Origin of the sequence: Pseudooceanicola batsensis HTCC2597, assembly GCF_000152725.1 — a bacterium.
Lineage (GTDB): Bacteria > Pseudomonadota > Alphaproteobacteria > Rhodobacterales > Rhodobacteraceae > Pseudooceanicola > Pseudooceanicola batsensis.
The window spans coordinates 915,326-929,742 of sequence record NZ_CH724131.1; the positions used below are offsets into that span (position 1 = coordinate 915,326).

Below are 14,417 nucleotides of genomic sequence, written 5' to 3' on the forward strand. Positions count from 1 at the left end.
ACCCCGGTGAAATCCCGCCACCTCGCGGGATCCCGCCGCTGGGCCGGGACGCGACGGGAGTGGGACCGTGGCGGTCACTCCACGATCTCCGCCGTCTCGACCACCGCGTGGAACAGCACATCCGCCCCCGCGGTCGCCCAGTCCCTGGAGATCTCCTCGGCCTCGTTATGGCTCAATCCGTCGACGCAGGGGCACATGATCATCGCGGTCGGCGCCACCTGGTTGATCCAGCAGGCGTCGTGACCCGCGCCCGAGATGATGTCCCGGTGCGAATAGCCCAGCCGGTCCGCCGCGTCGCGCAGCGCAGCGACGCAGCCCGCGTCGAATTCCACCGGGTCGAAACCGCCGACCTTCTCGAAGTCCACGCCCAGGCCCATCTCGTCGCAGATCGCCTGCGCGCCCTCCCGCAGGCGGCGTTCCATGTCCTCGATCACCGCCAGGTCCGGCGACCGGAAATCGACGGTGAAGACCGCCTTGCCGGGGATCACGTTGCGGGAATTCGGGTAGACGTCGATATGGCCCGCGGCCCCGACCGCGTGGGGCGCGTGGCTGAGGGCGATCTCGTCGACGAGCTGCAGCACCTTCGCCATGCCCAGCCCCGCATTCTTCCGCATCGGCATCGGGGTCGAGCCGGTATGCGCATCCTTGCCGGTGATCGTCACCTGCGTCCAGCTCAGCCCCTGCCCGTGGGTGACGATGCCCACATCCTTGCCCTCGGCCTCGAGGATCGGGCCCTGTTCGATATGCAATTCGAAGAAGGCATGCATCTTGCGGCTGCCCACGGGCTCTTCGCCCTCCCAGCCGATGCGTTTGAGTTCTTCGCCGAATTTCAGACCCTTGGCATCTTCGCGACCCTTGGCCCAGTCCTCTGAATGGACGCCCGCGAAGACGCCCGAGGACAGCATGGCCGGGGCATAGCGCGTCCCCTCCTCGTTGGTCCAGTTGGTCACCACGATCGGGTGCTTCGTCTTGATGCCGAGGTCGTTCAGCGACCGCACGATCTCGAGCCCGCCGAGCACGCCGAGAACGCCGTCGTACTTGCCACCCGTCGGCTGCGTATCGAGATGCGAGCCCACGTAGACCGGCAGCGCGTCCGGATCGGTCCCGGCCCGCATGGCGAACATGTTGCCCATCGTGTCGAGCCCCATCTCGCAGCCCGCAGCCTCGCACCACTGCTGGAACAGCGCGCGCCCCTCGGCATCCTCGTCGGTCAGGGTCTGGCGGTTGTTGCCGCCCGCGACGCCCGGACCGATCTTCGCCATCTCCATCAGGCTGTCCCACAAACGGTCACCGTTGATTCTGAGGTTTTCGCCGGGGGCTGCCATCGGGGACTCCGCAGTTGCACGCATTTTGACCAATCGGTCAAAGAGGAGGCTATCAGAGGTCTCCCGTCAGTCAAGAAAATCGCCCGCCCCCGGTCGATGCGGCATCACCCGCTTGTCCATTTTTTGATCACGGGTAGACTTGTGGACGGTTCTGCGGAACATTGATCAAAAAGCAATTTTCAGAAAATACGAGGCGCGCCGTGAAAGACAGTACCGGGGGGCAGACCCGCATCCAGCGGACCAAGATCGCCACGATCAGCGACGCCGCGCTCGATGTCTTTTCGGCAAACGGTTTCCGCGGCTCGACCGTGGACGAGATCGCCCGGGCGGCGAACCTCTCCAAACCGAACCTTCTGTATTACTTCCCCAGCAAGGAGGCGATCCACACCCACCTCCTGACCGCTCTCATGGACACCTGGCTGGACCCGCTCCGGCAGATCGACCCCGAGGGCGATCCGCTCGAGGAGGTGCTGACCTACGTCCGCCGCAAACTGGCGATGAGCCGTGACATGCCGCGCGAGAGCCGCCTCTTCGCGAACGAGATCATCCAGGGCGCGCCGTGGATGTCCGCCTCTCTCGAACGCGACCTGAAACCCCTGGTCGATGAAAAGGCCGCCGTTATCGCGCACTGGATGCAGAACGGCCGATTGAAACCGGCCGATCCCCATCACCTGATCTTTTCGATCTGGTCGCTCACCCAGCATTATGCCGACTTCGACGTGCAGGTCCGCGCCGTTCTCGGCCCCGAGGTCAGGGATCCCTTCCCCGAGGCCGAAGCCTATCTGCTGACCCTGTTCCGGCGTCTGCTGCGGATCTGATCCGCCGACTGCCGGCCAACGGGCGCATCCCGCGCCCACACCCCCGCAAGCCCACCCGCTTCGCCACCGGCGCAACTTTTCGCGTCGGTCTGGAACCTTCTCTTTCCGCTCCGGTTCAGTGATCCGACAGCCGCAGTTGCCGGCCGGGACGCAGAAGGAGAAGCCATGTTCCATCACTCATCCAAACTCCAGTACGAGGTTCGGGTCGACACGCCCGACCCGCAGTTCGCCAAGTTCCTCCAGCAGGCCATCGGCGGCGTCGAGGGCGAGATCCGCGTGGCGATGCAGTATTTCTTCCAGGCCATGGGCGCGCGGGGTGACAGCAAGTACCGCGATCTGCTGATGATGACCGCGACGGAAGAACTGAGCCATATCGAGTTCCTCGGCCACGCCGTTGCGCTCAACCTCGAGGGCGCGCCGGTGACCGTCCAGGAAGAGGCGGCGAAGGACCCGGTCGTCAACGCCATCATGGGCGGCGCGAACCCGCGCCACATCCTGTCCTCGGGACTGTCGGCGATGCCGGTCAATTCCAATGGCGTGCCCTTCGACATGAGCCATGTCTACGCCACCGGGAACCTGGCCGCCGACATGATGGCCAATGCCATGGCCGAGGGGTCGGGACGCGTCCTGGCCAGCCGGCTCTACAACATGACCGATGACGCGGGGATGAAGGACATGCTGTCCTTCCTGATCGCGCGGGACACGATGCACCAGCAGCAATGGCTGGCGGTGATCGAGGAACTCGGCGGGATGGAATCGGTTCTGCCGATCCCCAATTCCACCTCCGAGAAGCACGAGGCGACCGACCACAGCTATTATTTCCTCAACACCTCAATGGACGAACCCACGCCCGAGGGCCGGTGGTCCAGCGGCCCCTCGCTCGACGGGAGGTCGGAATTCTCGGTCCGAACACCCGAGCCGCTGGGGCAGAAGCCCGATCTCGGAAAGGCCCGCAAGAACAGCGGCGCCCAGAAAGAACAGATGTAAAGGAGACGAAAGATGCCTACGACAGTCGGAACCGAAAACGACGCAACCCAGCTGATCCAGAACCTGCTGCACCTCGAACACGACGCGATCGCCGCCTATGACGCCACGATCTCGCGGCTCGACGACAGCAGCAAGCGCCAGCAGGTGGAAGCGTTCCGCCAGGACCACCTGAACCACGTCGCCCGCCTCGAGGAGATCGCGGCCCGCCTCAAGATCGAGGCGCCCTCGGAAGGCGACATGAAGCAGATGCTGACGACCGGAAAGGTCGCCATCGCCGGTCTCGGCGGGGATGACACCGTGCTGAAGGCGATGAAGACGAACGAGGACGACACCGTGCAGGCCTATGAACAGGCAAGTGAGAACACGGTCGCCGGCACCGACATGCGCCCCGTCTTCGCCAAGGCGCTCGAGGACGAGCGCCGGCATCGGGCCTGGATGGACTCCACCGCCTCGTCTTGAGGCGCGAACAGGGGCCGGGCCGCCCGGCCCCTACTCCGCCGCCTTCGCCGCGCCGGGGTTGTTCGGATGGGTCGTCCAGTTGGCATAGTCGCCGACTTCGCGACCGGTCCGGGGATCCACCGCGCCCTTGTCCATCTGCACCATGGTGATGCAGTCCTCGACCGGGCAGACATTGACGCAGAGATTGCAGGCCACGCATTCCTCGTCGATCACCTCGAAGACCCGGCCCTCGTTCATGCCGATGGCCTGGTGCGAGGTGTCCTCGCAGGCCGCATAGCAGCGGCCGCACTTGATGCACAGGTCCTGGTCGATCCGCGCCTTGGTCACGTAGTTGAGGTTCAGGTACTGCCAGTCCGTCACGTTCGGAACCGCCTGGCCGATGAACTGGTCGGTGGAGGTATAGCCCTTCTCGTCCATCCACTGCGACAGGCCCGAGATCATCTCCTGCACCACCTTGAAGCCATAGGTCATCGCCGCCGTGCAGACCTGGACGTTGCCGCAGCCCAGCACCATGAACTCGGCCGCGTCGCGCCAGGTGGTCACGCCGCCGATCCCGCTGATCGGCAGACCGTGGGTGGCCTGGTTGCGCGCGATTTCCGAGACCATCGACAGGGCGATCGGCTTGACCGCCGGGCCGCAGTACCCGCCATGGCTGCCCTTGCCGTCGATCGTCGGCTCCGGCGCCATCAGGTCGAGGTCGACATGGGTGATCGAGTTGATCGTGTTGATCAGCGACACCGCGTCCGCGCCCCCGGCCCGCGCGGCCTCGGCCGGTTTGCGGATGTCGGTGATGTTGGGCGTCAGCTTCACGATCACAGGGCGGTCGTAGTATTTCTTGCACCACTCGGTGACCATCTGGATGTACTCGGGCACCTGCCCCACGGCGGACCCCATGCCGCGTTCGCTCATCCCGTGCGGACAGCCGAAGTTCAGTTCGATCCCGTCGGCGCCGGTCTCGGCCACGCGCGGCAGGATCGCCTTCCAGCTCTCCTCGTCGCAGGGCACCATGATCGAGGCGATGAGCGCGCGGTCGGGATAGTCCTTCTTGACGCGCGTCATCTCGTCGAGGTTGGTCTGCAGCGGCCTGTCGGTGATCAACTCGATGTTGTTGAGCCCCAGCAGCCGCCGGTCCGCCCCCCAGATCGCGCCATAGCGCGGACCGTTCACGTTGACGACCGGAGGGCCTTCCTCTCCGAGCGTCTTCCACACCACGCCGCCCCAGCCCGCGTCGAAGGCGCGGCGGACGTTGTATTCCTTGTCCGTCGGCGGGGCCGAGGCCAGCCAAAACGGGTTGGGGCTGCGGATGCCCAGGAAGTCTGTCGTCAGGTCGGCCATTTCCAAGTCTCCCAGTTAACTGTTGTCGCGGTCCGCGCCGGCACCGGCGTCCAGTTCCACACCATGAGCCGCGAGCCGCACGCGCGCCGCCTCCCGCACGTCGGCGCTCTCCACGCGGGACAGCGCGTTTCGTTCGGCCGGAGACAGGGACGCGGCGGACATGGGCCCTATCCGATCAGCGTTGCGTGGATGTCTTCGGCCGCGTCGCGCCCTTCGGCCACCGCCGTCACGGTCAGGTCCTCGCCACCGGCGGCGCAGTCGCCCCCGGCCCAGACCCCCTCTGCCGAGGTGCGGCCGGCGCCGGTCACGGCGATCTTGCCGCCTTCGGTCTTCAGCCCCTCGGGCACGCCCTCGAGCACCTGGCCGATGGCGCGGAAACACTGGTCCGCCGGAATGCGCACGGTCTCGCCCGTGCCGGTCAGCCGGCCGTCGATCTCTGCGGTGAACTCGAACTCGACGTCACGCACCGCGCCATTGCCGTGCACCGCGACCGGCTGCACGTTGGTGAGGATGCGGACGCCCCGGGCGGTGGCCAGTTCCTGCTCGTAGACAGAGGCCGCCATGCGGTCCTGGCCGCGCCGGTAGGCGATTGTCACGGTCTCGGCCCCGAGCAGCCGGCACTGCACCGCCGCATCCACGGCCGTCATCCCGCCGCCGATCACCACCACGTCGCGCCCGACCGGCAGCGCGGCCACGTCCGCCGCCTGGCGCAGATCGGCGATGAAGTCCACCGCATCGGCCGTGTTCCCCAGATCGTCCCCCGGCAGGCCGAGCGCGTTGACCCCTGCCAGCCCCATGCCGAGGAAGACAGCGTCATAGTCGGACCTCAGCGCGGACAGATCGACATCCCGCCCGAGCACCTTGCCGGTCTCGATGGTGATGCCGCCGATGCCCAGCAGCCAGTCGACCTCGCGCTGCGCGAAATCCTCGGTCGACTTGTAGCTCGCGATGCCGTACTCGTTCAGCCCCCCCGGCTTGGGCCGCGCGTCGTAGATCACCACGTCATGCCCTTTCATCGCCAGTCGGTGCGCGCAGGACAGGCCCGCGGGGCCGGCCCCGACCACGGCGATCCGCTTGCCGGTCGGCGCGCCCCGTTCGAAGGGATGATCGTTGCGCGCCATCAGCCGGTCGGTGGCGTGGCGTTGCAGCCGTCCGATCTCGACCGGCTTGCCCTCGGCGATCTCGCGGACGCAGGCCTCTTCGCACAGGGTTTCCGTCGGGCAGACCCGCGCGCACATGCCGCCCAGGATGTTCTGGTCGAAGATCGTCCGCGCCGCCGCCTCAGGCGTTTCGGTGGCGATCTGACGGATGAACAGGGGAATGTCGATCGAGGTGGGACAGGCCGTCACGCAGGGCGCGTCGTGGCAAAAATAGCAGCGATCCGCCGCCACCCGGGCCTCGTGTCCGTCGAGCGGCGGATGGAGATCCGCAAAGTTCTGCGCGAGCGCTTCGGCGCTCAGCCTCTGTGCGGCGATACCTGCGGTTCGGGGGGAATGCGTCATCGATCTCTCCGGCGGTCTCTGCCGGTTCAGGGTGACACAGGAATATTTTTTATCAAATGGTAAATTTTCGCGACCCCCCCCCGTGCGGTCCCTCGGGTGGCTCGCCTGATGCTTTTTCGGGCAATCCGGTCGACGGCCCCTGCAGCCACCGCGACGCCAATTCGCAACGTCGGAAAAAGAAAGAGGCCTGACGCCAATTGGCGACAAGCCTCCGGGAAAAAGAGCGACGCCAATAAGCGCCAATTGCCCCTGCAATCGGAAACGGACTATCTCGGCTTGACGATCAACAGATCCTCGGGCGCCGTGCCTTTGGAAACCTGTTCCTTGTACCAATCCGGCTGGCGGCCGCGTCCACTCCAGGTCAGGGCGTCATTTTCGGGATGCCGGTATTTCGGAGGATTGACCTTGCGGCCCCGTCCGCCACCGCTGCCCGTCAGATCGTTGAGCGAGAAGCCCATTTCCGCAGCCTTGGCCTCGAGTTCAGCCAGCGCTGCCTTTTTCTTGCGATCTTCGAAGGTCTTGATCGCGGCATCCACATCCTTGCGGAGGGACTTCAGCTCGCTCAGGTCCATCGAATTCAGATCGATATTCGCCATTCCGTGTTCATCCAATCCATAGTGGCGTAATGGTTAACAACATCGTCGCTTCCATTACCGATATATGGTTATTCGAATTATTACGAGTTTTTCAGAATCGCAAGACCGGAGTTGTGTCAGACGAAAACCGGCGTTTCGGCGCCGGGCCGATACCCTCCGGCAATTCCCGCGACAGCCACCGCCGCCCCAATCGAACGGACCGCAAGAGATGCGGAATCCCCGTGCCAGTTATTGGCGCGGCCCATTGACCGCAAAGAAAACGCCCGGCCCCGGGAGAGCTCCGATCACGCCAAGCGCATGCAGGGAATTGGGTTGAAGCCTTTGCATCACAGGGGCCGGCCGAACCGGCCGCCCCCCGAAAAACGGCATCGCCGCCCTCAGGCCGGGATCTTCCTGTCCCCGGACACGAGGCGGCTCACGACGTTCTCGATCATCCGAAGACCCGCCTCCTGGCCCAGCGACATGATCGATTCCGGATGGAACTGCACCGCCGCAACCGGCAGTTCCCGGTGTTCCAGACCCATGACGACACCATCCGACGTGCGTGCGGTGACGCGCAGGGCCTCGGGCAGGGTCTGGGCGCGCGCGTGCAGCGAATGATACCGTCCGATCGTCACCGTCTCGGGCAGACCGGCAAAGACCAGCCCCGGCTCGGTCACCTGCACCCGCGAGGGTTTGCCGTGCATCGGCACCTCGAGCTGCGCCAGCTCGGCCCCGAAATACTCGGCGATCGCCTGCAGCCCGAGGCAGACGCCGAAGACCGGAAGCGCGCGGGCCAGCGCCTTGTCGATGGTGGCGCGGCAGTCGAAATCCTGCGGATTGCCGGGGCCGGGCGACAGCACGACCAGATCGGGCCGGTATTCGGCAAGGACATCGTCCGGCACCGGTGTCCGCACCGTCCGCACCTCGGCCCCGGTCTGGCGGAAATAGTTGGCCAGCGTGTGCACGAAACTGTCCTCGTGATCGACAAGCAGCACCCGCCGCCCCCGGCCCGTTTCAAGCCGCCAGCCGTCGCCCGGACCCTCGTTCGCCCGCACGTCGCCCCGGATCGCCGCGCGCATGGCGCTGGCCTTGAGCTCGGTCTCGGCCTCTTCCTCGTCGGGATCGCTGTCATAGAGCAGGGTCGCGCCGGCCCGCACCTCGGCCACGCCGTCCTTGATGCGGATCGTGCGCAGCGTGAGGCCGGTGTTCATGTCGCCGTCGAAGCCCATGGCCCCGACGGCCCCGCCATACCAGAACCGCGTCGATTTCTCGTGCCGTTCGATGAAGCGCATCGCCCAGAGTTTCGGCGCCCCCGTCACCGTGACCGCCCAGGCATGCGACAGGAAGGCATCGAAGGCATCCATCCCCTCGCGCAGCCGCCCCTCGATATGGTCGACCGTGTGGATCAGCCGCGAATACATCTCGATCTGGCGCCGCCCGATCACCCGCACCGAGCCGGGATCGCACACCCGGCTCTTGTCGTTGCGGTCCACGTCCGAACACATCGTCAGCTCGCTCTCGTCCTTCTTGGACTGGAGCAGCTTGAGGATCTGCTCGCTGTCCTCGATGGCGTCCGCCCCGCGCCGGATCGTGCCCGAGATCGGGCAGGTCTCGACCCGTCGGCCCGTCACCCGGACGAACATCTCGGGCGAGGCGCCGACGAGGTATTCCCGTTCGCCCAGGTTCATGATGAACCCGAACGGCGCGGGGTTGATCTTCTTCAGCCTTTTGAAAATGGCCGAAGGGCTGTCCTTGCAGGGCTCGTAGAAAACCTGTCCCGGGACCACCTCGAACAGATCGCCGCGCCGGAAGCTTTTCTTCGCCTCGCGCACCAGTTCCGCATATTCGCCCGGATTGTGATCGCCGCGCGGCACGTCCTGCGGCCCGCGTTCGAACGGCTCGGCCGTGCCGCCGCCCTGCAATCCGGCGGTGCGCATCCGGCCATCGTCGAAATCGTACCGGTAACGGACGGCGCTGGCCGAATAGTGATCGGCCACCAGAATGTCGTCGGCCAGGAATAGCACCAGGTCGCGCTGATCGGCGGGCCGCTCCAGATGGAATTCGATCGGCTCGAACTGGAAAGCGAGGTCATAACCGAAGGCGCCGTACAGCCCGAGGTGATGATCCTCGTCCGATTTGAACAGCGCCACGATCGCGCGCAGAACGGAAAAGACCGACGGCGCGCGCGACCGTTCCTCTTCGTCATAGACCCGGTCCGGATCGCGAAGGCGCAATGCGATCGCCTCGTCGCCGGGATCGAATTCGGCCACCTCCGGCAATTCCTCGACGGCGGGCCGCATCATGGCAAGCAGGACCCGGCCCCGCGGATTGAGAGCAGCAATCCGCATCGCCCGCCCGCGCGCCTCGATCATGACGGGCGGTTCGGTAAAGCCGAATTCCCAGCGGGTATAGCGCCCCGGGTATTCGTAATTCGAGGAGAACAGCGCCCCCCGATGCGAATCCAGCGTCTCGGCAAGGCGTTCGGTATCCTGATGGTAATCGGCGGGGACGGCGCGTCGGGTCACGGTCAGGCCGCCGGCGGTCCGATAGGTCAGATCGGTCATTGAGGTCTCGTTTCGAAAGGCGGGCGCCGGGTCCGGACGCCGCGTTGACAGGAAAAGGGATCAGCTGCGGAGCTTGCCGCGCCATCGCCCTTCGATCTGATTGCCCTGCCAGAGGATGCCGGTCATGGCACGTCCCTTCCGTTCAACGCCAATCGCTTATCAATCGCTCCGGGTCTTGTAAATGCCCGCCCGCGCGCAGCCGTGCATTGATGATCCCGCCGCGGTCTGCGCGCCCACCCTCGACCCCGCGAACCCTCTCGCTTAACGTCCGCCGCAACGCCACCACCACGAGGTCCGCCATGACTTTGCCCCCCCTTCTTGACCGTCCTCTCGACATCTGCGTCTACGGCGCCGGCGCCATCGGCGGCGTCCTCGCCGCGACCCTGACCAGGGCGGCGGGCACGGGCGATCTCGGCAGGGTGACGGTGATCGCGCGGGGGCGGCATCTGGACGCGATGCAGCGGCAGGGGCTCCGCCTGCGGTCCCCCGACGGCAGCCACGAGACGATCGCCGTCACCGCCACGGACGACCCCGCATCCCTCCCGCGGCAGGACGTGGTGATCACCGCGCTCAAGGGCCACCAGATCCCACCCGAGGCCGACCGCCTCGCCGCGCTCATGGCCCCCCATGCCCGCATCCTGCCGGTCGTCAACGGCGTGCCCTGGTGGTATCCGATCCCCGACGGCGCGGGCGGCACGAAGGGCGTCGAGGAGGTCGATCCCGGTGGCGTTCTCTGGCGCACCATCGGCCCCGAACGCGCGATCGGCTCCATCGCCTATCTCGGCGCCTCGGTTCCGGAACCGGGGCTGATCTCCTACGACATTGCCGGCTATCTCGACCTCGGCCGCCTGCCCGGCCAGGACCGTGGCGACGTCGCCCGCATCGCCGCCCTGCTCGAGGGCGCCGGCTGGATGATCCGGCAGACCGAGCCCTTCCAGAACGCCCTCTGGACCAAGATGATGTCGAACTGTTCGCTGAACGCCGTGTCGGCCATCACCCGGACCTCGAACGGCCTCAACCTGAAATCGCAGCCGATCCGGGACTTCACCGCCGCGATCATGGAGGAAGTGCGGGCCATCGCCGCCGCCGAGCAGGCCGAGATCGCCATGGCGACCGACAAGCGGCTGGACCTTGCCGGGCGCAATCCCGAGTTCAAGACCTCCACGCTTCAGGACCTCGAAAAGGGCCGGCCCATGGAGATCGAGCCGATCTTCGCGGCCGCCGTCGCCGTCGGCCGGGCCCGCGGCGTCCCCTGCCCCAACCTGGACCTCGCCACAGAGATCCTGCGCCAGGTCGACCGCAGCCTGGCATCGTAGCCACGACGGACCGACCCGGGCCGCCGCGCTTCTCGGGCCCCGAGGATGACGGAGCGCGGGACGACAAGGGTTGCGACCTGTCTTCCGGCGCACGCGGAGATGCTGTTTCCCTCGCAACGGCTTGCAGCGGCGCGCGCCGAGGTATCAACGCCAGAAGCGCAGCGTATGCCGAGCAAGTCGAGCGACGCCCCGCCTTTGAGCGCGACGCGCACAGCACCGCCGCCAGAGGCATCCCGCGCCCCCCTGATTACCCCACGCCAGTGTCACCCTCGGACCCCGATCCGATGGTCACCCCATCGGGCGCACGGCCAGACCGCAGAGTCCCGGCCCTGACCCGAGGAAAGCAGTCCCTCAGCCGAGCGCCGCGTCGCACCGTCCGCAGACGCCGGGATGCGAATGGGTCCCCACATCGGGCAGGATCTTCCAGCAGCGCTGGCATTTCTCGCCCTCGGCCTTCTCGAAGACCACCGCGACATCGGGCACCTCGGGCAGGCGGTAGGCCTCGGCCGGGGCCGGATCGCCGGTCAGGGAGATGCCCGAGGTGATGCAGACATCCTCGAAGGCCACGGCCTTGAGCGCCGCCAGCATCTCGGGATCCTCGACATGCACCACCGGCGCCGCCTCGAGCGAGGCGCCGATCACCTTGTCGGTCCGCTGCACCTCGAGCGCCGCCGTTACCACACGCCGCGCGGCCCGGACCCTGGCCCATTTCTCCGCCAGCGCATCGTCGCGCCAGGCCGACGGGGTGTCGGGGAAGTCCACCAGGTGCACCGAAGATCCCTCGCCCGGGTAACGCTCCAGCCAGACCTCCTCCATCGTGAAGACGAGGATCGGCGCCAGCCACGTCGTCAGCCGGTGATAGAGCAGGTCGAGAACGGTCCGCGCCGCCCTGGCCCGGGTCGTGTCGCCATCGCAGTAGAGCGCGTCCTTGCGGATGTCGAAGTAGAAGGCCGACAGCTCCACCGTGGCGAAGTTGAAGACCGCCTGGAACATCGCCTGGAAATCGAAGCTGCGGTAGCCCTCGCGCACCGTTTCATCCAGAACGGCCATGCGGTGCAGCACCCATCTCTCCAGCTCCGGCATCTCCTCGGGCGCCACGCGATCCTCTTCGCGGAAATCGGCGAGCGAGCCCAGCATGAACCGCAGCGTGTTGCGCAGCCGGCGATAGCTGTCGGCCACCCCCTTGAGGATCTCCGGCCCGATCCGCTGGTCGGCGGAATAATCCGCCTGCGCCACCCAGAGCCGCAGGATATCGGCACCGTACTGTTTCACCACCTCCTCGGGCAGGATGGTGTTGCCGAGCGACTTGGACATCTTGTTGCCCTTCTCGTCCAGCGTGAAGCCGTGCGTCACCACGTTGCGATAGGGCGCGCGCCCCTTGGTCCCGCAGGCCTGCAGCATCGAGGAATGGAACCACCCCCGGTGCTGGTCCGTCCCCTCGAGGTAGACGTCAGCGATCCCGTCGGGTGCGCCATCCGCGCGGTCGCGCAGCACGAAGGCATGGGTCGAGCCGCTGTCGAACCACACGTCGAGGATGTCGAAGACCTGCTCGTAGCCCTCCGGATCCGCGTCGGTGCCAAGGAACCGCTCCTTCGCGCCGGGCTTGTACCAGGCATCCGCGCCCTCGGCCTCGAAGGCCTCCGCGATCCGGGCGTTGACGGCCTCGTTCCGCAGCAGGAAATCCTCGTCCGTCGGCAGCGCCCCCTTCTTCACGAAGCAGGTCAGCGGCACGCCCCAGGCGCGCTGGCGCGACAGTACCCAGTCGGGACGGGATTCGATCATGGAATAGAGACGGTTGCGCCCCGTCCGCGGATGCCACTGCACCAGCTTGTCGATCGAGGCCAGCGCCCTTTCGCGGATCGTCCTGCCATAGGTGTCGTCGCCCCCGACCGGCCTGTCGATCGCGGCGAACCATTGCGGCGTGTTGCGATAGATCACCGGCGCCTTGGAGCGCCAGCTGTGCGGGTAGGAGTGCTTGATCCGCCCCCGGGCGAGCAGCCCGCCTACCTCGGCCAGCTTCTGGATGACGGCCGCGTTGGCGTCGCCCTCCCAATCGTTCTTCTTGGGCTTGGCCCGCAGGATGCGCTTGCCGCCGAAGAACGGCAGGTCCGCCCGGAACGAGCCATCGTCGAGCACGTTGTAGGTGATGACCTGTTCCAGCATTCCCAGCTCGCGGTAGAGCTCGTATTCCTCCATCCCGTGCGAGGGCGCGCAATGGACGAAACCGGTGCCCTCGGTGTCGGTGACGAACGCGGCGGCGCGGAAATCGCGCAGCTCGTCCCACTCGCCCTCCGACCCCTCGGCGCCCGCAAGCGGATGCGTCAGCCGCATCCCCTCGAGCTGCGAGGGCCGCACGTCGCGCAGTCGCCGGTACATGCCCTCGTCAAGCCGCGCCCGGCCCATGACCTCGGCCGCGAGGTTGTCGGCGAGGATGTAGCGGTCGCCGATGCGCGCCCAGCATTCCTCCGGCCGGCCGGTGATCTCATAGAGCCCGTATGAGATGTCCTCGCCGTAGACCACGGCGCGGTTCGACGGGATGGTCCAGGGCGTCGTGGTCCAGATCACCACATGGGCACCCTCGAGCTCGCGGCGCAGCCGGGCATCGGCCTCGGCCACCGCCGCGCGCCCCTCGTCGGTCTCCTCCTCGTCCGAGGGGATCATCTCGCGCCGGTCGAACTCGGCGACGCGGAACTTGACCCAGATGGTCGGGCTTTCCTTGTCGTGGTACTCGACCTCGGCCTCGGCCAGCGCGGTCTCCTCGACCGGCGACCACATCACGGGCTTCGACCCCTGGTAGAGCGTCCCGTTCATGAGGAACTTCATGAATTCCTCGGCGATCACCCGTTCTGCGTGGAAATCCATCGTCAGGTAGGGATCGGCCCAGTTGCCGGTCACGCCCAGCCGCTTGAACTCCTCCCGCTGCACGTCGATCCAGGAGTCCGCGAAGGCCCGGCATTCCTGCCGGAAATCCACGACGTCCACCGCATCCTTGTCCATGCCCTTGGCGCGGTACTGCTCCTCGATCTTCCACTCGATCGGCAGCCCGTGACAGTCCCAGCCCGGCACGTAGCGCGCATCCCGTCCCATCATCTGGTGCGAGCGCACGATCATGTCCTTGAGGATCTTGTTCAGCGCATGGCCGATATGGAGGTTGCCGTTGGCATAGGGCGGCCCGTCATGCAGGACGAACGGCTCCCGTCCCTCCTTCTCGCGCAGGCGGTCGTAGACCCCGATCTCCTCCCACCTCTTCAGCCAGTCGGGCTCTCTCTTGGGCAGGCCCGCGCGCATCGGGAAATCGGTCTTCGGCAGGTTCAGGGTGTCTTTGTAGTCAGGCGTGTCGGCGCACATGTCTCGCGGTCCGTCTCTTGATCTTCGATTTCTGGGAAAGGTCGGCGCGGCTGTCCATACGCCTTGTCCCGGCGTCTCTGCTCAGAGCGCCGGGCACATAATTCGAATGATGATCACGGTGCGGCCCATCATGCGCGGCCTTATAGGCGGGCGGAGCCTGAGCGTAAAGCCGCGAACGGCCCTCG

At 66.5% G+C, this 14,417-nt stretch carries 11 protein-coding genes; 4 read left to right on the forward strand and 7 right to left on the reverse strand.

Annotated elements, in window-relative coordinates:
• Nucleotides 1-74: 74 nt before the first annotated feature.
• Entirely contained in the window at nt 75-1,325 is a 1,251-nt protein-coding gene (locus OB2597_RS08395) for a Zn-dependent hydrolase (RefSeq protein ID WP_009805112.1), read from the reverse strand.
• Between the two features lie 200 nt (nt 1,326-1,525).
• Between OB2597_RS08395 and OB2597_RS08400 the strand changes: the two genes are divergently transcribed.
• The 3 genes from OB2597_RS08400 (at nt 1,526) to OB2597_RS08410 (ending at nt 3,589) form a co-directional block, all read left to right on the forward strand.
• Nucleotides 1,526-2,143 (forward strand): TetR family transcriptional regulator C-terminal domain-containing protein, encoded by a 618-nt coding sequence (locus OB2597_RS08400; protein WP_009805113.1) that lies wholly within the window; start codon nt 1,526-1,528, stop codon nt 2,141-2,143.
• A 165-nt stretch (nt 2,144-2,308) separates the two neighbouring features.
• Complete coding sequence (locus OB2597_RS08405) at nt 2,309-3,130, forward strand: manganese catalase family protein (protein WP_009805114.1); 822 nt, start codon at nt 2,309-2,311, stop codon at nt 3,128-3,130.
• Nucleotides 3,131-3,142: 12 nt separating this feature from the next.
• Entirely contained in the window at nt 3,143-3,589 is a 447-nt protein-coding gene (locus OB2597_RS08410) for a DUF892 family protein (protein WP_009805115.1), read from the forward strand.
• A gap of 30 nt (nt 3,590-3,619) precedes the next feature.
• On the opposite strand, the gene preA is transcribed toward OB2597_RS08410, so the two are convergent.
• From preA to OB2597_RS08430, 5 genes are all read right to left on the reverse strand, one after another.
• A complete protein-coding gene (gene preA, locus OB2597_RS08415) occupies nt 3,620-4,924 on the reverse strand; it encodes an NAD-dependent dihydropyrimidine dehydrogenase subunit PreA (RefSeq protein ID WP_009805116.1) in 1,305 nt (434 codons plus the stop codon).
• A gap of 15 nt (nt 4,925-4,939) precedes the next feature.
• On the reverse strand, nt 4,940-5,086 hold the full coding sequence (locus OB2597_RS22495) for a hypothetical protein (protein ID WP_009805117.1): 147 nt from the start codon (nt 5,084-5,086) through the stop codon (nt 4,940-4,942).
• Between the two features lie 5 nt (nt 5,087-5,091).
• A complete protein-coding gene (locus tag OB2597_RS08420; protein ID WP_009805118.1) occupies nt 5,092-6,426 on the reverse strand; it encodes an NAD(P)-dependent oxidoreductase in 1,335 nt (444 codons plus the stop codon).
• Between the two features lie 266 nt (nt 6,427-6,692).
• Entirely contained in the window at nt 6,693-7,022 is a 330-nt protein-coding gene (locus OB2597_RS08425) for an H-NS histone family protein (protein WP_009805119.1), read from the reverse strand.
• 377 nt (nt 7,023-7,399) lie between these two features.
• The gene (locus tag OB2597_RS08430; RefSeq protein ID WP_009805120.1) at nt 7,400-9,568 is read right to left on the reverse strand and encodes an anthranilate synthase component I; all 2,169 of its coding nucleotides are present in this window, start codon (nt 9,566-9,568) and stop codon (nt 7,400-7,402) included.
• 299 nt (nt 9,569-9,867) lie between these two features.
• Here OB2597_RS08430 and OB2597_RS08435 point away from each other — a divergent pair, with 299 nt between their 5' ends.
• Nucleotides 9,868-10,884 (forward strand): ketopantoate reductase family protein, encoded by a 1,017-nt coding sequence (locus OB2597_RS08435; protein WP_009805122.1) that lies wholly within the window; start codon nt 9,868-9,870, stop codon nt 10,882-10,884.
• A gap of 351 nt (nt 10,885-11,235) precedes the next feature.
• On the opposite strand, the gene ileS is transcribed toward OB2597_RS08435, so the two are convergent.
• Nucleotides 11,236-14,232, reverse strand: a complete 2,997-nt coding sequence (gene ileS / locus OB2597_RS08440; RefSeq protein WP_009805123.1) for an isoleucine--tRNA ligase — start codon at nt 14,230-14,232, stop codon at nt 11,236-11,238.
• Nucleotides 14,233-14,417 lie beyond the last annotated feature (185 nt).